Here is a 19,075-nt window from a genome sequence, read left to right as displayed (position 1 = left end):
TTATTCGTCCTCCTGCAGGTTCGAGAGCACTTCGTCGAAATGCTCGGGTAGTTCTGTGGCGTCGAAATCCCCGCTGTACAGCGGCTCGTCCAGCTGTTCAGCGTAGTCGGCGATGTGCTCGCCGCGGTTGCGCGACCAATCCGCCATCACGCTTTCGTTGTGCGGGATGTCGAGGCCAGCGTCGATTGCACCTTCCTGTACTGCGAACGCCTTGCTGCCGGGCGTCGCCGTGTTGAGACCGATATCGAGGACTGCCTCCTCGTAGTCAGCGTCGAGTGCGCGTTTGCCGAGCAGATATCCGGTGAGGTACGCGCTGGGGAGGTTGCCCGTGGGGGCTTCCCAGCCGTACTCCTCCAGATCGCCGGAGTACGCACTCGCAACTGTGTTGTCGCCGTCGGGACCCATCGTGACCAGCTGTGCCCTGACATGCTGATTGCTCTTCCGAGCGACCAGACGTGGCTTGCCCGATTTCAGCAGGCGCAACCTTTGATGGTAGTCAGTCCGGACCTCACGGCGGCGGCGCATCGGCACCTTGTATCGTGGTCCAGTTGCCATTGTTAGTAGTTGTTCTCTATGTAGTTCAGCAGGTATTGCACGCTACGGAACTCCCCGCCTTTGGCCTTATCGTACAGGGCGCGGTACTGCGTCCGCGTGATTTCGCCCTCGGCACGGAGTTCGCGTAGTTTGCGTCGCTGTGCGCGAATTTGGTTCGTCCACTCCTCTTTCGAGTCCTTGCGGCCGCCCTTCTTCCCCTTACGGGTGCCGGGGCCGGTTCGGTGACCGTAGGCGCGCTTCGCGTTGCGCTCACGGGCACGACCGCGGGAGTTGCTCTTTGCGTCCTTCGACTGAATCGACCCGTCGTCGACGAGTTCGCGGATGTCCTCGCGGGTGATCGCGTCCGCGATGGCACCCTGCGCGTCGGGGTCGAACCAAACGCGGTTCTTCCCGACGTCGAGTACGTCTGCGGCGAGTCGCTTCTGTGCACTCAGGTCACTCATTCTTCTACCTCCACTTCGACGTAGGTCGGATTGAGAACGCGAATGCCTTCTTCTTCAGCGACTTCCTCGATACGCTCGCGCTTGCGAGCACCGACTTTCGAGGCGATTCGAACCGCTTCGACGTCGCCGTCCACGCCGTCGAGGTCGTCGACGTTGTGAACGCGAACTTCCTCGAAGCCGCTCGGGTGCTTGCCCCGGACGGACTTCGGCGTGCGGTAGCCAGCCTGAACCATGTCGCCCTTGCCCTTGATACCTCGGCGCTGCTTGCTGAGGTTTCCGCGGGGCTTGCGCCACGATTCCGGCGTGCGCTTTTTCTTGTGGTAGTCCTGTCGATTGAACTGCGGTTTGCCGACGCGTCGTCGCTGTTCGAGAAGTCGCGCTTCCTCGTCGTCAAGGTCGGGCGTCTTCTCCGTCAGACCGCGCGGCTGCAGTTCGGTTTCGACTTCTTCGGCCGGTTCTTCTTCGGCCTCCGGTTCCTCCTCTTCGATCTCGGCTTCGGTCTCCTCTTCGACTTCGAGGCCGCCGACGTCCGCCTTGATACGGGCAGCGAGCGCGTTGCCGATGCCGTCGACTTCCGCGAGGTCGTCCTGACTGGCCGCCTTGATATCCTCGACGGACTCGTAGCCAGCCTCACGGAGCGATTCGGCCTTGCTCTCGCCGACACCGCTGATGTCTTCGATTCCTTCTGGTTCGTCTGCCATCTATCAGGCACCTCCCGTGGACGGCTTTTCCGTAATGTAAACGCCGTCTTGGAACACGCGCGTGTCTTTACCCGACACGCGGGTGAGTTGTTCGATGTCTGCGGCGGTCTGGCCGACATCCTCGATGCTCGGGCCGCGCAGGAACAGTTCCTCGTCGTTGACCTCGACGACGGTGTCACCGTGGACACCCGTTCGTCGCGGCGCTTTCTCACCGAGGAAGTTCTCGATGACGACTTCGTCGCCCTCGGAACGTACCTGCATCGGGAAGTGAGAGTAGAAGACTTCCATCTTGTACTCCCACTCCTCGCTGACGCCGTGGATCATGTTTCGCACGTGGCTCTCGAACGTGCCCATCGTCGCCTTCGTTTTGGCGTCGGTGGCGTCGCTCTCTACGACCACTGCGTCGTCCTCGACGGTGACACTCACGTCCGGGTACCAGAGCCGTCGCGTGACGGACCCTTCCGGCCCTTCGATGGTCACGTCGAGGTGGTCCACATCAGCGGACACCTCGTCCGGGATTTCTATTTCTACTCGTGGCATGATTCTAGTAGACGTATGCGATGACTTGGCCACCGATTCCCTTCTCGCGGGCCTCGTAGTGGCTCATGACGCCGTGGCTGGTCGTGACGACGAGTGCCCCGTAGTCTCGGGCGGGGAGGAACCGCTTCTCCCACTTCTCGAAGTCGTCTTTGCCCACCGAATAGCGGGGCTTGACCGCGCCACATTCGTTGATAGCGCCTTTTAGTTCGATCTCGAAGCGACCGGCTTTACCGTCGTCGACGAAGTCGAAGCCGTCGATGTACCCGTGGTCGTAGAAGACCTCGAGCACGCTGCCGATCTCGTTCGAGGCGGGCTGTACCGTGTGGGACAGATGACCGACACCTTCGGCGTTGTCCACGCCGGAGAGTGCGTTGCTGAGGGGGTCGTTTCCTGCCATAGTTATCGGTACTTCCTGAATCCCATGTCGCGTGCGATTTCGCGGAAGCACTGGCGACACAGATTGATATCGTACTTTCCGACCAGTCCCTGCTTTCGACCACATCGTTGGCACGTTTCGAGTTGGCCAGTGCGCTTGGTCGAATGCTCGCCGGTCGAGTCGTTCTCACTTTCGCTCATTCATCCACCTCAACGTCGAAGTTGGCCTGCAGGAACGCGAGCGCGTCCTCGGCTGTCAGACGGTGGTTCGACGGAATCTTGCGGGTGACCTTGTCGCGCTTGGCGACGCGGTAGCCCGGTCGAACGAGGTTGACGGTGACGTCAAGCCCGTAGATTCCGACGTTCGGGTCGTACTCCTGACTCGGGAACTCGGTGTGCTCGTCGATACCGAAGCTGAAGTTGCCCGTGTCGTCGAACTGGTTCGACGAGAGGCTGACGAGCGGGAGCGCCGTTTCGAGGAAGTCGTGTGCGTCCTCGCCACGGAGCGTCACCTTCGCACCGATGGGGTCGCCCTGACGGATACCGAAGTCGGGGAGCGTGGACTTCGCCAACGTGCGGACGCTCTGTTGTTCCGTCACGTCTTCGAGGATCTCCTCGGCGTTGGCGAGTTCGCGACCGCCTTCGCCGACGCCCATGTGGACGACGATCTTCTCCACTTTCGGCTCTCGCATCTCGTGGAATTCGGCTTCGCTCATTCGTCATCACCCGTGAAGTTCTCGTCGATGACAACGAGGTACTCCTCGACGGTCTCGAACGCTGTGTCGTCGCCTTCGACGGCGACGGTGTTCGAACCGCTGCCGGGCGTCACCGTGATGTCGGTGACTTCGCCGATTTCACCGGCGTGTTGCCCGCGAACGGCGGTGACGAGACAGCCTTCCTCGTACGGGAAGTGTGCGAGGATGTCCTTGTCCTCGTTCCCGAGGACGATGGAATCTTTCGTATTGTAGTCCGAGTCGGACTCGACACGAAGGTTGCTGCCGTCGTGGAGATTGAGTTGCGTTTCGCCACCGGGGACGTTCGTCTTGTCCTCGATTTTCGCCAGTCGGCCGTCCGCCGCATCCTCGTCGATGGGGGTCAGCGCGAGGCGACCGCCCTCGTCGGGGAAGACGCGGTAGTACTCTTCGCGTTCGGTGAACGCGAGGATGTCGAACATACCGATGGGTCGCTGTTCGTCACTCACTGGTTGTCCGTTCACGAGAACGGCATCCTGGTTGAGCGCGTAGCGGGCTTCCTTCTTCGATGCTGCGTAGCCCAGTACGTCCCGCATGATGATGAGGAGCGGAACGCCGTCACGACCGTGCGGACCGGCACCGGCCTTCACGGTGAACGTGGCGGTCTTTCGCTCGACCGGCCAGGATTTCGGAACGGAGAGTCGTTTCTGATGGTTGCTCATTCGGAATCACCTTCCAGACGCGCCTCGCGGCGGTCATCGGACAGGTCGAGGTCGGTCACGCGGACGTTGCTCGCTTCGAGCGGTCGCGGGACGTCCTCACCGTCGGCCTTTTCGAGGGTAACGTCCTCGACGAAGACGACTGCCTTCTTTAGGTCGACGGAGGTGACTTCGCCTTCTTCACCGGCGAAATCGCCGCGCATGACTTCGACCGTGTCGCCCGCGTTGACGCGGACGCTGCGCTGGTCGAACTCCTCGCGGAGGTCGTCCGACAACGTGGCTTTGACCTGCTTGTGCCGCTCGTGGAGCGGTGCGCGTTCGGTCTGGTTTCGCTGTTTGCGTGGTTGTCGAGTCATACTATCATCGTAGCTGTGCTTGCGATACTTCCGAACCGCTCTGCGACTTCCTGCGCGATGGGACCCTTGATTTCGGTCCCTCGCGGCTCTTCCACGTCGTCGATGACGACGGCCGCGTTGTCTTCGAATTTGACACGCGTGCCGTCGGGGCGACGGATGGATTTGCGCTGTCGAACGATGACAGCTTCGAGCACCTGACGGCGCATCTCCGGCGTCCCCTTCGTGACGGACACGGTGATCTTGTCACCGATACCCGCCTTGGGGTGGCGGCTCTTCGTGCCGTGGTAGCCGGAAACGCTGATGACCTTCAGTTCTCGTGCGCCGGTGTTGTCGGCGCAGTTGAGCAGGGAGCCTTTCTCGACGCCCTGGGTCACGTCGGCCTTCAGTGCTTCCATTATTCGTCACCCTCCTCGGTCAAGTTCTCGACGACGACGTGTGATTTCGTCTTCGAGAGCGGTCGGGTTTCTGCGATACGAACCGTGTCGCCGACTTCGAGCGTCATGCACTCCGGCGCGTGGGCCGGAACGCGGGAGCGACGCTTCATCTGCCGATCGTATTTCGGCACTGTAACGTCGTACTCTCGCTCGACGACAACGGTTTTGTCCATGTCAGTGGAGGCGACTTCGCCCTCGATGATCTGTCCGCGCACGGAAAGCGATCCGTGGAACGGGCAGTCTTCGTGGGAGCAGGTCCCCTCCGGTTCTGATACATTCAATCCTAACGCCATTTCGAATTACCTCCAGTTTCGGTACGCAATGCGGGTCGTGAGAGCAAATTCGTGCCATCCACCGTAACGTAGGCTCCGCCCTCGCAGCTCCGGGATCGCTTCCCGGAGTTCGCCGAGCTTCGCTCGACGGCTGAGCCAGACTGACTGGAGTTCCCTCCGGCAGTTTCCGACTCCCGTTTGAACGGAGTCCCCGTTCCTTTGCAGGAAACGGCGGCTTCATTTGTGAGTTCGAATTCGAACGTCGTGCCCTGCTTCGGTACCTGCCACGACCGAGACGTGGACTCGACGGTAAGCGTACGCATCGTCTCGGAAACGACCCGCCCTTCGATGGCTTCGAGGGACGGATTCGCCGCCGAAACGACCCGCACGTGCAGGCCGACGAGTTCGTGTTTCGTGAGCGTCTCGGGTGTCAGTGGCATCTTATTCGAGGTCGCCTTCTTCTTGCTGAATCGTCTTGATTCGAGCGATGGTTCGACGGAGTTCCTTGATGCGACCGGGGTTCTCCGGTGCACCACCCGCGGCTTTGACGGCCTTCGCGTTGAGCAGTTCCGTCTCGAGTTCTTCGAGTTCGGATTCGCGCTCTGCGGGCGTCATGTCGCGGATTTCCGAGGTGTGAAGAATAGCCATTATTCTTCAGCCTCCTCGTCCGTCTCTTCGTCTTCTCGCGGTTCGTCACCGCTCGAATTTTCCGAGGAGCCCTGCTCCTCGCTCTCCATTTCTTCGAGGAGTTCCTCGGCTTCCGCCTCGACTTCCTCTTCGAGTTCGTCGAGTTCTTCCTCGACGGACTCGGTTTCGGATTCGTCGGCGTCAGCTTCGGACTCGTCCTCGATGACTTCCTCGACGACCTCTTCGTCGACGTCGGCATCGCCGGGTTCCGGCGATTCTTCAGTCTCGTCGGCGCGAAGTTCTTCGAGTTCGTCCTCGCTCGGTTCCTCGATGAGGTCGGCGGCCTCGTTGGCCTCGACGGCATCGGGAACGAGTTCTTCGGGGTTCGCACCCTCTTCGATCTGGAAGTCGTCCGGCAGGTCCGCTCCCGGCGGGATGATCTTCACGTCGACACCGATGGTGCCGAGTTTCATCACTGCGACGCCCTGCCCGTGGTCCACGATGGTCTGGGCGGGTTCGCCGTTGTGCTTGATGTAGCCGCGGTTGAACTTCTCCACGCGCGAGCGTGCACCCGTGACCTTCCCGGAGAGGACGATTTCGGCGCCGAGTGCGCCGGAGTCCATGATTCGGTCGATGGTCGTGTGACCCGCCTTGCGGAAGTACCATCCGCGTTCGAGCGCGTTGGCGAGTCGATCCGCGACGATACGAGCGTTCAGGTCCGGTTCGTCGACCTCTTGAACGTCGATCTGCGGGTCGTCGAGGTTGAACCGCTCACCGAGTTCTCGGGTGATCTTCCGGATGTTCTTCCCGCCCTTTCCGATGACCATACCGGGCTTTTCGGCCTTGAGGACGATCTGGGTCCCCATCGGCGTCTTGGCGACGTCCATGCCGCCGTAGCCCGCTCGGCCGAGTTCTTCCGCGAAGAACTCGTCTATCTGCGAGCGCTGAAGCCCGTCTTCGATGAACTGATGTTCGTCTGCCATTAGTTGTCGACCTCCTCAAGGATGAGTTCGACGTCGACCTCGGGCGTGTTCCACGCGGATGCGCGGCCGAACGCACGGGGTTTTCGTCCCTGCACTTCGCCGACCTTGTGGGCGGCGACGTGCATGATCTCCATCGATTCGCCGTCGAACCCCTGGGCGTCCGCGTTCGCGGTGACGTTATCGATGAGTTCGATGAACGCCTTGCTCGCCTTCTCGGGGTAGCGACCCGCGTCCCAGCCGTCGATGTCCGAACGGTGGCCGACGCCGCTGTTGTGCTGCTTAAACGGCACCGACCGCTCTTCGTTCACGACCTGCTGGAGGTACGCTTTCGCGTCCCCGGCGGTCTTGCCCTTTATCTCGCGGGCAATCGCCTTGCTGTGCTTGTGGCTCATGTGCCGATCTCGGAGCATCCCCTTGGCGGTTGTCTCCGGGTCGGCATCGACGCTGTAGCTGATTCCCATGGTTTATTTGAGTGGCACGAACTTCGAGGAGCGGGTCGCACCGATTCCCGCTTGCCCGTGTTCGACGGAGGTGCGGGTCAGCTGGAACTCACCGAGGTAGTGTCCCAACATCTCCGGCTCGATTCGCACGCGCTCGAAGTCGCTGCCGTTGTAGACGGCGAACGTCTTTTCGACGAACGATGGGAGCACCGGCATGTCGCGCAGGTGCGTCCGAATCGGGCTGTTCGCCGATTCTTGTGCCGTCGTGTCACGGGCCTTTTCGAGCAGTTTCTCCTGCTCAACGGTCAACCCGCGAAGGATGCTTCGCCGCATTCGTGCGGGCAGCAGTTCCGCGACTTCCTCAAGACTCATGTCCTGCAGTTCGTCGAGATCGTAGCCGCGATAGGTGAACTCACCCTCGCGTCCTGTTCGATAATCGCTTCCGCTCATTTGTTACCTCCGCGTCCGGTTCGCTTGGACGCGATGTCTCCGACCTTTCGTCCCGGCGGAGCGTCTCGGGAGACGCTCTTCGGGCGTCCGGGGTGCTGACGGCCACCGCCACCGAACGGGTGGTCCACGGCGTTCATCGCCACACCACGCACGTTCGGCCACTTCGTGCCGCGAGCCTTCATTTTGTGATACTTGTTACCGGCCTTGACCATCGGTTTCTCCGTCCGTCCGCCACCGGCGACGACGCCGATGGTGGCACGGCACTGGGGCGAAAGTCGTCGGACTTCGCCGCTCGGGAGTTCGACGATGGCGGCCTCTCGGTCGTGCGTGATGAGGTTCGCACCGACGCCGGATGCGCGGGCGAACTTACCGCCGTCACCGGGCTGGCGCTCGACGTTGCACACCGGAACCCCTTCCGGGATTTCGGCGAGCGGGAGCGTGTTGCCCGGCTTGATTTCGGCGGAAACGCCGACCTGAATCTCCTCTCCGACGCCGACGCCTTCGGGTGCGAGGACGAGTCGCTGGTCGCCGTCCTCGAACTCGATGGCCGCGACCGGTGCACTTCGGGCGGGGTCGTGTTCGATACCGACGACCGTTCCCGTGACCAGATCGCTGTCTTCGGCGTTCTTGTGGCTCAGTTCTGCCTTGTATCGGTGCGACGGTGCGCGGAAGGTCGGTCCACCGCGGCCACGTCGCTGTCCCTGAATCCTGCGTCCCATTATCAGAACACCCCGATTCGGGAGGCAACGTCCTGTGCGTCGTCGTCGTCCGACAACGAGACGGTCGCCTTCTTGTTCCCGTTCATTGTGACTTGGGTGTTGATCTTCTCGATGGTGACATCGTAGCGGTCCTCGATCTCGTCGCGGATTTCCGGCTTCGTCGCGTCGAGCGAGACGATGAACTGGAGCTTGTTGTCGAAGTCCATCTCGTTCATCGCTTTCTCCGTAACCCACGGATATTCGACGACGCTCATCGGTCTGCCACCTCCTCGAGTGCGCTTTCGGTCCAGACGGTCAATCGTCCTGCCTGCGTCCCGGGGGCGAGGTCTTCCGCGTTGACCTCGCGCGCCGTCGCGACGTCGGCACCGGCGAGGTTCCGCGCTGCGCGCGACGGCTCCTCACTGGTGACGAACAGGATCGACTTCGGCGTCTTGTACTTGCGGCCACGGGTCTTCCCGCGTCCGGCGCGAACCTTCTTGTTCTCCTCCGCGCGTTCGATGTCGGCGTCGATGCCGACCGCTTCGAGGAAGGAGACGACCTCTTGCGTCTTCACGAGGTCTTCGAAGTCGTCGCTCACGACGAGGGGGAGTTCCGCGTCCTCGTCGAAGCGGTGTCCGCGCTCTGCAACGCGTTCTGCGTCCGCGGTCGCCGCGATGGCGCTGCGGACTGCGAGTTTGCGCTCCTTCTTGTTGATGGAGAGGGAGCGATCTTTCTCCGCTTTCGGCGGGTGTGCGGGTCGGCCACCGACGGCGCTGGGCACACGAGCGGCCCGGCCGTTCGTTCGCGGGATGTGGGCCATACCGCGGCCACTTCCCGGCGACTCGGCGGACGTACGCATCCCGGCGTGGGGGTCGGTACCGTAGTCCTGTTTCCGGTTTGCCTGTGCGGCGAGCACGGCACGCTTGATGAGGTCGGTGCGGACGGTCGTGTCGAACACGTCCGGCAGGTCGACCGTATCAGCGTCCTCGCCGTTCAGGTCACGTACTGTTGCCTGCATGGATTATCCCTGGTTGGACTCCGTACTTACGTAGCGCACCTCGGGGTCGAGGCGCGGTTGGTCGGTCGGTCGAACGGCAGGGCGGAAGCGCACGAGGCGCTTGTTCGGGCCCGGCACCGAACCCTTGATCAGCGCGTACGGACCATCCACCTCGCCGTAGTTGACGAAGCCGCCGTCGACGGAGGCCTCGTCGTCGTCGCCGAGGGAGATGAGACGCTTGTTGAGTTCGGTACGCTGGTGGTACCCGGTCTGACCCAGCTGCGGAACCGTCGAGCGAACGCGCGACGGATTCCACGGGCCGAGGTTACCGATGCGGCGTCTCCAGCCTTGGCGGGCGTGTTTGCCCTTCCGCTTCTGGACGCCCCATCGCTTGACGGGACCCTGCGTTCCTTTTCCTTTCGTGACGCCACTGGTATCGAGGTACTCGCCCGCGCGGAACACGTCAGTGATGTCGTGTTCCCCGCCGTCTTCGAGTAGTTCGAGGGCGAAATCGGCGCGGTCTGAGATGGAGCCGCCGCCGACTCGCGTTTCCATGACGTCCGGTCGTTTCTTCGGCACGTTCTTGAGGTCGCTGGGAACGGTGTGTGTGATGACCCGGAGGTCAGCCACGTCGCCTGCCTCGATGGCCGCGCGGAGTTCGTCCTCCGCGGCGTCGGCGTCGTGGTTCTCCGGAACGTTGAGCGTGCGGTCGAGTTCGTCGTGGAACTCCGAACCCCACACTTCCGTCAGTGGTTTCTTCCCGTACGGCGTGTCTTCGTAGGCTCGAAGAGCGACGGCCCGCATCGGGGGCGTTTCGACGATGGTGACCGGCACGGTCTCCTCCATCCCTTCGCGGGGGGAGTTTGCCTCGTCGTTGACCATCACCACGTGGGTCATTCCTGCCTTGTAACCCGCGAATCCCTGCAGCGACGGCTGACCGTCACTGTCGGGCCACGAGTTGAAGCGCGGAACTTCGCTCGTCGCGCGCTTACGGGGGCCGAAGCCCAGCGAACCTTTGCGTGGTCTGCTTGTTTCTGGCATCGTATCACTCGATGTTGAGGGTAAGGCTTGCGAGGGAGGCGAACATCGCTTCTTCAGTTCGTATGACCTCGCTGCCTTGATTCGGAACCGTATTCAGCCAGAGGTCGAACCGGGCTGGTACGCCGGATTCGACCGCGGAGATACCTTCGGGGGGGACCCCGAATATCTCCGGCAGTCCTCGACCCGGCGAACCGAATGCGACGGTCATCCCGTCGCGGTTCGTTCGCGTGACGACTTCTTCAAGCCGTCCGACGGAGAGCGGTTCTCCGTAACGCGATGTGGCGATTCTGACGCCAGCATCGTCTCGGTCGAGGGCCGCCGAGAGGTCCATGCGCATCACTGTGAGCCCCTGAACGGGGACGTCCACGAGCTTCGCACGGACCGGTCTTCTCGAAGAGATCCTGACGGTAACGCGTTCTCCCTCGCCGACCGTCATTTGCGACGGAACGACGAGTGAGATCGGGTGTTGCAGTCCGCAATTGACCCGAACGCGCCCTTCAGGTCCGACCTCGGTCACGATTCCCTGTCTTAACGACCCCGAACCCTCCGATTCGGAGCCGGTCTGTGATGTGGCGCGGAGCGGCGGTAGGATGCCCGCGTACTCCAATTCGTCCCGCCTTCCGAATACCTCCTTTCGGAGGTAGGGCGGTGTGGCGGCGTACTTCAGTATGGTTTCGACGAATCCAGCGCCCCACTTGCGTTCGCCTTCCCCGTCGGGGAAGACGACCAAGCGATCCGCCCGGAACACGGTCGCCGCGCGGGCGACGTAGCCGATTTTGCGAGTTGCCTCGCGTTTGTCTTCGGCTTCCCGGACGAGGGACGATGGTACGAGTAGGCTGACGGTCATACCGTGACGCTTCGACGCGACATCACTAGACTGTAGCGAAGTTTTCGTAGTGACGGTTAAAAGAGTGCCGCTTCCGATTTAGGCTCGTGACGTATTCACACGCCCCAAATCATCGGAATCAAGAGGAGTATGGGAGTGAGTTTCACACGAACGGCACGCCGACTCGCAAGTCTTATACAGTAGTCGGGAATACGGAAAAGTGCAAGCAACCCTGCGCTGGTAGTGTAGTGGTATCACGTGACCTTGCCATGGTCACAACCTGGGTTCAAATCCCAGCCAGCGCACTTCTATCGCGAGCAACCCGGTAAGCGACGCCGCTAGGTGGCGCTTACTCCACGCGTCAGGGGAAATTTCCACTGGATTTGAATGAGACCAGACGCACGCCCGCGAACAAAGTGAGTGGGACCGTCTGGACGTAGTTCACAATCCCAACCTGCGCACTTTTCGAACACAGTTCTCCGAGCGACTGCTGTCGTGCGAGCGACGTACGACATCGCTTCGTTTTGCGCACGGTCGAACACGAAGACGGCGACCTATCGCGTCGAAATCGTGTGACCGAGACGACCCTATCACCTCGCTTGCGTAACGCATTTATACCTACCCGTGGCAAGGTTGTAATGTCGCAACAGGCGACGAACGAAACGCGCTGGTAGTGTAGTGGTATCACGTGACCTTGCCATGGTCACAACCTGGGTTCAAATCCCAGCCAGCGCACTTCTATCGTGAGCAACTCGGCGAGCACCGCGTAACGCGTGCTCGTCAAAACGCGAGCGATGAAATCGCGTGGGATTTGAATCCTACGAGTCGCACGCCCGGAAGCGCAACGACCGAAGGGAAGTGAGCATCCCGGAACGTCTTGCTCCGGTTCACAATCCCAGCCAGCGCACTTCTATCGCGAGCAACCCGGCGAACGACTGCTATTTCACACGAGCGGATTCTCTCCACGGCGCGACGAAGCTACATCATCCACTTTATCCACGAAAATCCAGCCGAGTCGTTTTCTACCATCGAGTCGTACGGATTCGCATGCAGGGGCTTCGGTGGGTGCAGATGACGGACGAAGAGCTGAACGACTTCCTCGGAATCGGCGGAACGGGCGTTATTTCGTTTTCCACCGCGAGCGAGGACCCGCCGTTCTCACTGCCGGTATCCTACGGCTACTACGGGGAGACGGGGGATTTCTACTTTCGTCTCGCCGTGCCGCCGAGCAGCGAAAAGGCGGATTGGATCGACCGGCCCATTTCGTTCGTCACGTACGAGGAGACGGACGAGGGGTATCGAAGCGTCGTCGCGACCGGCGGACTCGAAGAGGTGGCCGACTTGCCGTACGATTCGGCTGCCGTCCAACAGATGTGGGGCGTGAAGATTCCGCTCGTGGACATCTTCGAGCAGCCGCCCTCGGAGGTGGAGTTCTACCAGTTCCGCCTCGTTCCCAATCGGGTGTCAGGTCGGAAGGAAGTATCGTCCAAAGACTGAGCAACCGGTTGGCCGACGGTTATCGCCGTCGGAGCAGGGCGAGACCGGCGACGGCGAGGAGTGAGACGAGGACGCCGAATCCGGGTTGACCGTTCTCGGAACTCGTTTTATCTCCGGCGGTGTCGCCGGAAGTGCCACCGGCGACCGTGCTGGTCTTTTGCTCGGCCTCGGCGACGTGGACGCTTCCGACGGTCACGTCGTTGACCGTCACGTCGTACGTTCCGGCTTCGTCGAACGTTCGACTGAACGAGACGGATTTCGACGCCCCGGAGTCGAGGTTGACGGTCGTTCGCTCGACAGCCTCGTCGCCGACGGTGAGTGCGACGTCGAACGTCCCCTTCGAGCCGCCCGTGTTTTCGACCGTCGCGGAGACGGTAACGGAGTCACCGGGTGCGATGTCCTCCGCACTGAGCGCCGTATCCGTAATCGAGATGCGAGCGCCCGTTTCGACGCCGACAGCCATCGGTCCGACGCGGTGGGCGACCGCGGTAATCGTGGAACCGTCCCGGATGTTCCACACGGGGTTCCACTTTCCGTCGTGGAACTGGTAGACGGTGACGTCGCCGACGTTCGCACCCGCTGGGAGGTCGGCTTCCGAGACCGAAAGTCGGAGTCGAGTGGTATCGACCGCCGAACGCATCAGATACCCCTCATCGACGGTGAAGTAGCCGAGTGCGCCGTTCAGTTCGGTGGTCCCCTTCGGTGGCGACGGTACGGCGTTCACGGTGACCGACGCGCTGCTCCGTCGTTCGAACTCGATTCCGTAGCGTTCGAACGTGATACCGTTCGTTTCGAGATTCGAGAGGTCGGCCCACGCGGTCTGGCCCTCGATGCCGCCGAGGATGTCGATGGCGGTTCCGTCCGGTCCGGGGACCGCTTCGACGGTCGCGGACGCTTGACTGCCGCCGCCAGCACCGCCACCACCGCCGGACGAGGCGACGGAGAAGGTAATGGTCTTCGACCGCACGTTGCCGTCGTTGTCCTTCATCTCGGCGGTGAACGTGTGCGTGCTTCCGTCCGTCAGACCGCTGGCGCCCGAACTGATGGTGTCGCCGCCGGTAACGAGCCACGACCCCGAGGTGTTTATCGAACTGTCCAACACGACGCGTGCAGTGCTCGGGTCGAGACCGCTCTGGTTGTCTGCGAACGTCACGTCGATGTTGACGTCGGTCGTCTCGGCGGGAAGCGTCGCGCCGTCGGCGAGCGACGTCCCCACGACCGATGGCGGCGTGGTGTCCGCGGGTATCGAGAACGTCGTTCCCGTCGTGACGTCGTTGCCCGCGACGTCGCCGACCTGCAGGGTCGCGGTGTACGTTCCTGGAGAGAGGCCGGTCGCATCGTAGGTCGCGTATTCGCTCGTGACGTTCGTCGCGGCGTCGCCCGTTACGGACCGACCGTCGAAGGTCAACTGGACGCCGCTCGGGTCGACGCCGCTGATGGCGTCCGAGTAGTCGAATCGAACGGTCGCGTTTTGCACGCCGTACGAGAGCGTCCCGCCCGGACCGCTCGACGTGACGGTCGGCGCGTCGGTGTCTTTCACGACCGCCCCGTACGTCGAGAAGTGGGTGACGTTCGTCACCAGATACTCGTCGAACGTCCCGTCCCGAAGCGTGACGTTCCGAACGTCGGTGTCCTGCACTTGCCACGTTCCGACGGACTCGTTGTAGTAGCTGATGGTCACGTCGCCCGTCGTCGTTCCCGTCGGAAGTCGGAGCCGTTCTACGGGAATGCCGATGGTCGCGCTCGTGAGGTTCGCCGAGAGTCGGTTTCCTATCTGGCCGTGCAGGAACGACAGTCCCGCGAGGTCCGGCGAGAGCGGCGCGAGTTCGGATCGGCTCTCGGTGAGCGTCACGAAGGAGTCGTTGACGCTCTCGTTCGTCTCGAAACGGACGAAGACGTTCGATTTGTCGAGTTTCACCGTAACCGTCTCGTTGACCGTGCTCACCGTCGAGAAGTTGGCGGACGCGTTCGCGGTCCCGACGTTACCCACGCGGTCGGCACCGTCCACTGTCGCGTCGTACTCGCCATCCTTCGGCACGCTGAACGACGCCTCCCAGACGCTGCCGTTCTTCGTGGCGGTCGGCGTTTGCACGGTGCTCGGTCCGTTCACAGTCACGTCGGGGACGGACGAAAGCGCCTCGTCCGACCGCACCGTCACCCGTCCGCGAGTTTTGTTCAGTCGTTCCAGCGTCGTGCCCAGTTCCGGCGACGAGCGGTCGAGAACGACGGTTGCGTTCGTTGCGACCCGCTCGGTGTTCGAACCGTCGTCCACCGCCCACGCGCTGAGGGAGTAGTTTCCATCGTCCGGGAGCGAACGGAGGTCCATCGTCGCGGTCCAATTCGCGCCGTCGGTCCTCACCGCCGGGAACGTTGTTCGATAGCTGGCGAAATCGGCGGACAGGACGTATCGAACGGCCCGTGCGTCTCCCGGCGTTCCGGTGGCGGTTGCGTTGGCGACGAGCGTCCCGTTCGTGTACATCGTCCGGTTACCGGGTGGGGCGGACGAATCGACGTCGGTGCCGACCGCGGTGACGTTGACCGTCGGGTTTCGAATGTCCGCGACCGCGAACCCGCCGAACGAAGTCGTCTCGATGTGGTTCCCGTTCGCGTCGTCAGCTTCGAGTGCGATGCTGACGGGACCCGCGTAGCCGCCGACATCGTACGTCGCCTCGTAGACACCGCCGCCGAGGTCGGTCACGTTCGCACTCGACCACGCATCCGACCCGTTGAACGGGGTCGAATAGACGTTCCCGGTGGCGAAGAGAACGCCCTCGCTTGCGACGGTGCTCGCGTCGTTGACGGTGAATCGAACGGTGACCGTCCCGTTGTGGGCGATGCCCGTCCTCGTCAGTCCCGTGACGTTCACCCGCGAGAATCTCGGCGGCGTGTTATCAGTACCGGGCGAGTACGTGGTTCGGTACGTCGTCTTCGTTCGGGACGAGAAGGGCGTCGCCGCGTTCACGCCGTCCGTCGTGATGGTCACGTCGTCACCGGACGAGACGTTCACGCCGTAGCTTCTGTTGAGCCAATCGTCGGTGTGCCACTCGTCACAGGCGCCGTTCACGCAGGTTCGGATGGTGTCGGACACGCTGTCGTTGTATTTGCGCTCGACACCGCTCTGGTCGACTTGGATGGCGGGGGTGAACGTGAGCGAGTCGTTCGCCACGCCGCTCTCGAACTGCCAGCGGCAGAACGACCCGAGGTAGGGGCCACGTCCAACGTCGTCGGCAATCGATTCACCGGCGGCGAGTCTCGTCAGTTTCCACTGGTCGAGATACCAGCCGTCCCGTGCCGTGTCCGTCGCCGACAACCCGTAGTCGAGACCCGGCGTCACGTACAGCGTCTGGTCGTCCGGGGTCGGACTGACCGCGGACACCCAGCTCTCGTCCGGCAATCCACCCAGTTCGTTCGTCACGAACGAGGCGACCGAGTGCTCGGAGACGGAATCGGGCCAGTAGTACGACACGTTCCGCCGACCCAACTTCGCGGGGTCGACACTATAGACGCTGGACCCCGTTACCCCGCCGGTTTGATGGACGACGTGGAACAGCACCGACGAATTGAACGGTTCGTCCGTCGCCGTCCCGGGCGGAACGAACGCGGACCCGACGCTGACGTTCAGTCGAGCGTCGGTGTTGAATCGAGCGGTCGCGTTCGGCGCGTGGCGGAGCGATGCGCCGTACGACCCCGACGACAACCGTCGAGCGTAGCTCACCGTCGAATCGCGGGCCTCCAGCGGACCGTACCGCGTTTCCGCCGCGGTCGTATCGAACGAGTATCGGACCGTATTCGATTCGTCGAGCGTCACGGTCCGATCGCCCGAAACGTCTATCGCCTTCGAGATGGTGACGAACTCGCCCGTTTGCTCGTCGATACCGTCGGTGAGGAGGTGGTACGACCCGCTCGTCGGGAGGTGGTACGTCACCATCCCGGACCCGTTCAGGAACCGGTATCCGTCGAAACCGATGTACTGCGTCGATCCGGTTTCGTTCGAAACGAGCCACACGGCGTCGTTTCGAACGCTCGTCCCGCCGATTCCGTTCTTCTCGACGGTGAGGTCGAACGACTGTTCGTAGCCGAAGATGGCGGAGTACTCGCCGTCGAGCGAAATGCGCCCGGAGTACGTGCCACCCGTCGGTACGATGGTGAGGGTGAGGTCGGTACTGTTGCCCGGCGTGAGCGTAATCGTCGTCCGATCGACGGAGACGTTCCCGGCCGTCCCGTCGTGGATGTCCTCCGCACCGACGCTCACGTTGAACGTCCGGTTCGCGGTACCGTGATTCGTCACGGTCACGACGCGGGTGACGTTTTCGGCGCCGGATATCCGGCCGAAATCGACGATGCCCGGGTCGATACTCACGTCGCCTTCGACCGCCTCGCTGGCGTTGATTCGACCAGCACCTTGGGAGTACACGTCCTGCGGACCGAGCGGGTCGGCCGTCGAGACGAGCGTGTTCTTGATTCTGTCCGCCGACCAAGACGGATGCTCATCGAGCATCAGCGCGACCGTCCCCGACACGACGGGCGTCGCCATGCTGGTCCCGCTCATGGAGATGTATCCGTCCGAGGACGCGTCCGCGCTCATCACGCCGACACCCGGAGCCACCACGTCGGGTTTCAAGTAGCGTCCGACGGAGGTCGGACCGCGAGAGGAGAAGGACGCGATTCCACCGTGCTTGTCGCTCGCGCCGACGGTGATGACGTTGCGATGGATACCCGGACTTTCGACGGTGCTGTAGTCGGGACCGGAGTTCCCCGCGGCAACGACGACCGGAACGTCGCGGGATTCGGCGTAGGCCATCGCGTCCGTGTACCGGTCGTTGGAGCGGGAGTTAACGGCCGTCCCGCCGATACTGATGCTAACGACGTCCGCCCCGTTGTCCACCGCATATTCCAATCCGTCGATGACATCCGAGGTGTAACAGCCGTCGTCCCGACAGACGCGTGCGTCGATGAGGCTGGCGTTCGGTGCCATTCCGACGTACTGTCCGCCGCTCGCGGTCCCGTCGCCAGCGATGATGCCCGCGACGTGCGTCCCGTGACCCATCGTGTCGTCCGTGATTCCCTGTCCGGTGAAATCCCGTTCGAGGACGACGGACCCCTGTAAGTCGGGGTGGGATTGGTTGATACCCGTGTCGAGCACGCCGACCGTGATACCGTCCCCGCTCACGCCGTATCGCTGGCGTGCGCCGGTCGCGTTTACGACGTCACCCGTTTCGTCCAGCGCGACGTCGTATTTGGCGTCGAGGACGACCGATTCGATTTCGTCGCTTCGGGCGAGTTGCTCGTACGTCCGCGCGGCATCGTCCTTCGAAACCGAAGCGGATGCGCCGTCGATGCTGTGGAGCGAGTGGGTCACGTCGGCGTCACTCACGGAATCGAGGGTACTCGCCGGGGTTCCCGCCGCCGAACTGCCATCGGCTGCGTATCGACCTTCGTCACCGTTCACGCTGGCGATGACCGGAATCGAGCCCGTTTCGGCGTCGGTGAGGTTCTGCTCGACGAGCAGGTCGACGTTGAAGAGCGCCGGGTCAAACGTCCGAAAGTCCACGCCGTCCGGGTAAATGTACGTCCCCTCACGACTCGAAACTCGGTGCATCGGCACGTCGGTATCGACGCGATAGCGGGTTCGATCACCTCGCTCGACGACGTGCACCGTCTGGCCGGTGATGAGCGTGACGTTCGCAACCGCGGTCGGACTCGCCGAGGCGGAGTGGCTCACCGACACGTTGGTACCGTTCGTCCCCGCAACCGTCGTGGACGATGGAGGAACGGTTTGGGTCGAAAAAGAAGCTGCACCCATCGACGCCGCCATCGCGGGTGTAACGGTGCTACAAACGACGAAGACGACGCTCAGCAACACGAGCATCGTCTTGACCGACCGTCGGAGACCGTCACCGACAGATCGACCAGAAGATCGACACGCAGAATATCTGTCCATTTTCGTACGTGTCGGAAGTCAGATAACGTCTCGACTTATATCTTTAGATGGAATTATCAGCGTTGAAACTGACACGCAGCGATACGTTCGGTTCGCAACCCACACGTACAGGAGTATCGAAGCCGACGCGTAACACATGACGGTAATCGCACTGCTGTCGGTCGCACCGGTCGTCGAGGGAAGCATGGCGAGCGAAGTGGCGAAGGCGGTGGCCGCGCTGGACGACTTCGACGTCTCCTACGAGACGAATCCGATGGGCACCGTTATCGAAGCCGATTCGGCGAACGAACTGTTCGCGGCGGCACAGGCCGCCCACGAAGCCGTCGACGGCGACCGCGTGAGTACGGTACTCAAAATAGACGATAAGCGTGCGCGCGACCAGCGCGCACGCGAGAAGGTCGAAGCCGTCGAGGACGAACTGGGACGGGAGGCGAAACGCGAGCGCTGAATTCGGATACGAACCCGGAACGGTTTACCGGGCGACCACC

The 19,075-nt window shown here is 62.4% G+C and carries 24 protein-coding genes and 2 tRNA genes; 4 read left to right on the top strand and 22 right to left on the bottom strand.

Going from position 1 to position 19,075, the window contains the following annotated elements; genetic code table 11:
• The 21 genes from V5735_RS14875 to V5735_RS14775 are packed head-to-tail and all read right to left on the bottom strand — an operon-like array spanning nt 1 to nt 11,170.
• Nucleotides 1–555, bottom strand: a complete 555-nt coding sequence (locus tag V5735_RS14875; protein WP_018128790.1) for a 50S ribosomal protein L18 — start codon at nt 553–555, stop codon at nt 1–3.
• A 2-nt stretch (nt 556–557) separates the two neighbouring features.
• On the bottom strand, nt 558–998 hold the full coding sequence (locus V5735_RS14870; RefSeq protein WP_423744218.1) for a 50S ribosomal protein L19e: 441 nt from the start codon (nt 996–998) through the stop codon (nt 558–560).
• Entirely contained in the window at nt 995–1,699 is a 705-nt protein-coding gene (locus V5735_RS14865) for a 50S ribosomal protein L32e (protein ID WP_423744217.1), read from the bottom strand. Before V5735_RS14865 ends, V5735_RS14870 begins: the two co-directional genes overlap by 4 nt.
• 3 nt (nt 1,700–1,702) lie before the next feature.
• Nucleotides 1,703–2,239, bottom strand: a complete 537-nt coding sequence (locus V5735_RS14860) for a 50S ribosomal protein L6 (RefSeq protein WP_007983481.1) — start codon at nt 2,237–2,239, stop codon at nt 1,703–1,705.
• A 4-nt stretch (nt 2,240–2,243) separates the two neighbouring features.
• Nucleotides 2,244–2,636 (bottom strand): 30S ribosomal protein S8, encoded by a 393-nt coding sequence (locus V5735_RS14855; RefSeq protein ID WP_007983482.1) that lies wholly within the window; start codon nt 2,634–2,636, stop codon nt 2,244–2,246.
• Nucleotides 2,637–2,638: 2 nt separating this feature from the next.
• Nucleotides 2,639–2,815 carry a 30S ribosomal protein S14 gene (locus V5735_RS14850; protein ID WP_007983484.1) on the bottom strand — a complete coding sequence of 59 codons (177 nt, stop codon included), beginning with the start codon at nt 2,813–2,815 and terminating at the stop codon, nt 2,639–2,641.
• Nucleotides 2,812–3,330, bottom strand: coding sequence for a 50S ribosomal protein L5 (locus V5735_RS14845; RefSeq protein ID WP_423744216.1), 519 nt, complete (start codon nt 3,328–3,330; stop codon nt 2,812–2,814). The genes V5735_RS14850 and V5735_RS14845 overlap by 4 nt, the downstream gene beginning before the upstream one ends.
• The gene (locus tag V5735_RS14840; RefSeq protein WP_423744215.1) at nt 3,327–4,028 is read right to left on the bottom strand and encodes a 30S ribosomal protein S4e; all 702 of its coding nucleotides are present in this window, start codon (nt 4,026–4,028) and stop codon (nt 3,327–3,329) included. The genes V5735_RS14845 and V5735_RS14840 overlap by 4 nt, the downstream gene beginning before the upstream one ends.
• Nucleotides 4,025–4,381 (bottom strand): 50S ribosomal protein L24, encoded by a 357-nt coding sequence (gene rplX, locus V5735_RS14835; RefSeq protein ID WP_007983489.1) that lies wholly within the window; start codon nt 4,379–4,381, stop codon nt 4,025–4,027. Before rplX ends, V5735_RS14840 begins: the two co-directional genes overlap by 4 nt.
• Nucleotides 4,378–4,776 carry a 50S ribosomal protein L14 gene (locus V5735_RS14830; protein ID WP_007983491.1) on the bottom strand — a complete coding sequence of 133 codons (399 nt, stop codon included), beginning with the start codon at nt 4,774–4,776 and terminating at the stop codon, nt 4,378–4,380. Before V5735_RS14830 ends, rplX begins: the two co-directional genes overlap by 4 nt.
• On the bottom strand, nt 4,776–5,108 hold the full coding sequence (locus V5735_RS14825) for a 30S ribosomal protein S17 (protein ID WP_423744214.1): 333 nt from the start codon (nt 5,106–5,108) through the stop codon (nt 4,776–4,778). Before V5735_RS14825 ends, V5735_RS14830 begins: the two co-directional genes overlap by 1 nt.
• Complete coding sequence (locus tag V5735_RS14820; protein ID WP_423744213.1) at nt 5,099–5,527, bottom strand: ribonuclease P protein component 1; 429 nt, start codon at nt 5,525–5,527, stop codon at nt 5,099–5,101. The genes V5735_RS14825 and V5735_RS14820 overlap by 10 nt, the downstream gene beginning before the upstream one ends.
• Nucleotide 5,528: 1 nt before the next feature.
• Entirely contained in the window at nt 5,529–5,735 is a 207-nt protein-coding gene (gene rpmC, locus V5735_RS14815) for a 50S ribosomal protein L29 (RefSeq protein WP_007983497.1), read from the bottom strand.
• A complete protein-coding gene (locus tag V5735_RS14810; protein WP_423744212.1) occupies nt 5,735–6,697 on the bottom strand; it encodes a 30S ribosomal protein S3 in 963 nt (320 codons plus the stop codon). The genes rpmC and V5735_RS14810 overlap by 1 nt, the downstream gene beginning before the upstream one ends.
• Nucleotides 6,697–7,158, bottom strand: coding sequence for a 50S ribosomal protein L22 (locus V5735_RS14805; RefSeq protein ID WP_007983500.1), 462 nt, complete (start codon nt 7,156–7,158; stop codon nt 6,697–6,699). Before V5735_RS14805 ends, V5735_RS14810 begins: the two co-directional genes overlap by 1 nt.
• A gap of 3 nt (nt 7,159–7,161) precedes the next feature.
• Nucleotides 7,162–7,587 carry a 30S ribosomal protein S19 gene (locus tag V5735_RS14800; RefSeq protein WP_423744211.1) on the bottom strand — a complete coding sequence of 142 codons (426 nt, stop codon included), beginning with the start codon at nt 7,585–7,587 and terminating at the stop codon, nt 7,162–7,164.
• Nucleotides 7,584–8,306: a 50S ribosomal protein L2 gene (locus tag V5735_RS14795; protein ID WP_231185234.1), complete on the bottom strand. Its 723-nt coding sequence runs from the start codon at nt 8,304–8,306 to the stop codon at nt 7,584–7,586. The genes V5735_RS14800 and V5735_RS14795 overlap by 4 nt, the downstream gene beginning before the upstream one ends.
• Nucleotides 8,307–8,308: 2 nt before the next feature.
• Nucleotides 8,309–8,560, bottom strand: a complete 252-nt coding sequence (locus V5735_RS14790; protein WP_007983507.1) for a 50S ribosomal protein L23 — start codon at nt 8,558–8,560, stop codon at nt 8,309–8,311.
• Nucleotides 8,557–9,303, bottom strand: a complete 747-nt coding sequence (rpl4p, locus tag V5735_RS14785) for a 50S ribosomal protein L4 (RefSeq protein ID WP_423744210.1) — start codon at nt 9,301–9,303, stop codon at nt 8,557–8,559. The genes V5735_RS14790 and rpl4p overlap by 4 nt, the downstream gene beginning before the upstream one ends.
• A 3-nt stretch (nt 9,304–9,306) precedes the next feature.
• The gene (locus tag V5735_RS14780) at nt 9,307–10,323 is read right to left on the bottom strand and encodes a 50S ribosomal protein L3 (protein ID WP_423744209.1); all 1,017 of its coding nucleotides are present in this window, start codon (nt 10,321–10,323) and stop codon (nt 9,307–9,309) included.
• A 4-nt stretch (nt 10,324–10,327) separates the two neighbouring features.
• Nucleotides 10,328–11,170, bottom strand: coding sequence for a putative RNA uridine N3 methyltransferase (locus V5735_RS14775; RefSeq protein ID WP_423744208.1), 843 nt, complete (start codon nt 11,168–11,170; stop codon nt 10,328–10,330).
• Nucleotides 11,171–11,383: 213 nt separating this feature from the next.
• Between V5735_RS14775 and V5735_RS14770 the strand changes: the two genes are divergently transcribed.
• The 3 genes from V5735_RS14770 (at nt 11,384) to V5735_RS14760 (ending at nt 12,646) form a co-directional block, all read left to right on the top strand.
• Nucleotides 11,384–11,454 (top strand) — tRNA-Gly (locus V5735_RS14770).
• Between the two features lie 359 nt (nt 11,455–11,813).
• Nucleotides 11,814–11,884, top strand: a tRNA-Gly gene (locus tag V5735_RS14765).
• 312 nt (nt 11,885–12,196) lie between these two features.
• Complete coding sequence (locus V5735_RS14760; protein ID WP_423744207.1) at nt 12,197–12,646, top strand: pyridoxamine 5'-phosphate oxidase family protein; 450 nt, start codon at nt 12,197–12,199, stop codon at nt 12,644–12,646.
• Nucleotides 12,647–12,665: 19 nt separating this feature from the next.
• Here V5735_RS14760 and V5735_RS14755 read toward each other — a convergent pair whose 3' ends face one another.
• Complete coding sequence (locus tag V5735_RS14755) at nt 12,666–18,515, bottom strand: S8 family serine peptidase (RefSeq protein ID WP_423744206.1); 5,850 nt, start codon at nt 18,513–18,515, stop codon at nt 12,666–12,668.
• A gap of 208 nt (nt 18,516–18,723) precedes the next feature.
• Between V5735_RS14755 and V5735_RS14750 the strand changes: the two genes are divergently transcribed.
• Nucleotides 18,724–19,035: an MTH1187 family thiamine-binding protein gene (locus V5735_RS14750; protein ID WP_423744205.1), complete on the top strand. Its 312-nt coding sequence runs from the start codon at nt 18,724–18,726 to the stop codon at nt 19,033–19,035.
• The last annotated feature ends 40 nt before the right edge of the window (nt 19,036–19,075 follow it).

This window comes from Haladaptatus sp. SPP-AMP-3 (assembly GCF_049568665.1).
Lineage (GTDB): Archaea > Halobacteriota > Halobacteria > Halobacteriales > Haladaptataceae > Haladaptatus > Haladaptatus paucihalophilus.
The sequence above is the reverse complement of the archived record's forward strand: the minus strand, read 5'-3'. Positions and strand labels throughout refer to the sequence as shown.

Coding starts and splice junctions, on each gene's coding strand:
- V5735_RS14875 (WP_018128790.1), bottom strand. CDS start 555: ATGGCAACTGGACCACGATACAAGGTGCCGATGCGCCGCCGCCGTGAG.
- V5735_RS14870 (WP_423744218.1), bottom strand. CDS start 998: ATGAGTGACCTGAGTGCACAGAAGCGACTCGCCGCAGACGTACTCGAC.
- V5735_RS14865 (WP_423744217.1), bottom strand. CDS start 1,699: ATGGCAGACGAACCAGAAGGAATCGAAGACATCAGCGGTGTCGGCGAG.
- V5735_RS14860 (WP_007983481.1), bottom strand. CDS start 2,239: ATGCCACGAGTAGAAATAGAAATCCCGGACGAGGTGTCCGCTGATGTG.
- V5735_RS14855 (WP_007983482.1), bottom strand. CDS start 2,636: ATGGCAGGAAACGACCCCCTCAGCAACGCACTCTCCGGCGTGGACAAC.
- V5735_RS14850 (WP_007983484.1), bottom strand. CDS start 2,815: ATGAGCGAAAGTGAGAACGACTCGACCGGCGAGCATTCGACCAAGCGC.
- V5735_RS14845 (WP_423744216.1), bottom strand. CDS start 3,330: ATGAGCGAAGCCGAATTCCACGAGATGCGAGAGCCGAAAGTGGAGAAG.
- V5735_RS14840 (WP_423744215.1), bottom strand. CDS start 4,028: ATGAGCAACCATCAGAAACGACTCTCCGTTCCGAAATCCTGGCCGGTC.
- rplX (WP_007983489.1), bottom strand. CDS start 4,381: ATGACTCGACAACCACGCAAACAGCGAAACCAGACCGAACGCGCACCG.
- V5735_RS14830 (WP_007983491.1), bottom strand. CDS start 4,776: ATGGAAGCACTGAAGGCCGACGTGACCCAGGGCGTCGAGAAAGGCTCC.
- V5735_RS14825 (WP_423744214.1), bottom strand. CDS start 5,108: ATGGCGTTAGGATTGAATGTATCAGAACCGGAGGGGACCTGCTCCCAC.
- V5735_RS14820 (WP_423744213.1), bottom strand. CDS start 5,527: ATGCCACTGACACCCGAGACGCTCACGAAACACGAACTCGTCGGCCTG.
- rpmC (WP_007983497.1), bottom strand. CDS start 5,735: ATGGCTATTCTTCACACCTCGGAAATCCGCGACATGACGCCCGCAGAG.
- V5735_RS14810 (WP_423744212.1), bottom strand. CDS start 6,697: ATGGCAGACGAACATCAGTTCATCGAAGACGGGCTTCAGCGCTCGCAG.
- V5735_RS14805 (WP_007983500.1), bottom strand. CDS start 7,158: ATGGGAATCAGCTACAGCGTCGATGCCGACCCGGAGACAACCGCCAAG.
- V5735_RS14800 (WP_423744211.1), bottom strand. CDS start 7,587: ATGAGCGGAAGCGATTATCGAACAGGACGCGAGGGTGAGTTCACCTAT.
- V5735_RS14795 (WP_231185234.1), bottom strand. CDS start 8,306: ATGGGACGCAGGATTCAGGGACAGCGACGTGGCCGCGGTGGACCGACC.
- V5735_RS14790 (WP_007983507.1), bottom strand. CDS start 8,560: ATGAGCGTCGTCGAATATCCGTGGGTTACGGAGAAAGCGATGAACGAG.
- rpl4p (WP_423744210.1), bottom strand. CDS start 9,303: ATGCAGGCAACAGTACGTGACCTGAACGGCGAGGACGCTGATACGGTC.
- V5735_RS14780 (WP_423744209.1), bottom strand. CDS start 10,323: ATGCCAGAAACAAGCAGACCACGCAAAGGTTCGCTGGGCTTCGGCCCC.
- V5735_RS14775 (WP_423744208.1), bottom strand. CDS start 11,170: ATGACCGTCAGCCTACTCGTACCATCGTCCCTCGTCCGGGAAGCCGAA.
- V5735_RS14760 (WP_423744207.1), top strand. CDS start 12,197: ATGCAGGGGCTTCGGTGGGTGCAGATGACGGACGAAGAGCTGAACGAC.
- V5735_RS14755 (WP_423744206.1), bottom strand. CDS start 18,515: ATGCTCGTGTTGCTGAGCGTCGTCTTCGTCGTTTGTAGCACCGTTACA.
- V5735_RS14750 (WP_423744205.1), top strand. CDS start 18,724: ATGACGGTAATCGCACTGCTGTCGGTCGCACCGGTCGTCGAGGGAAGC.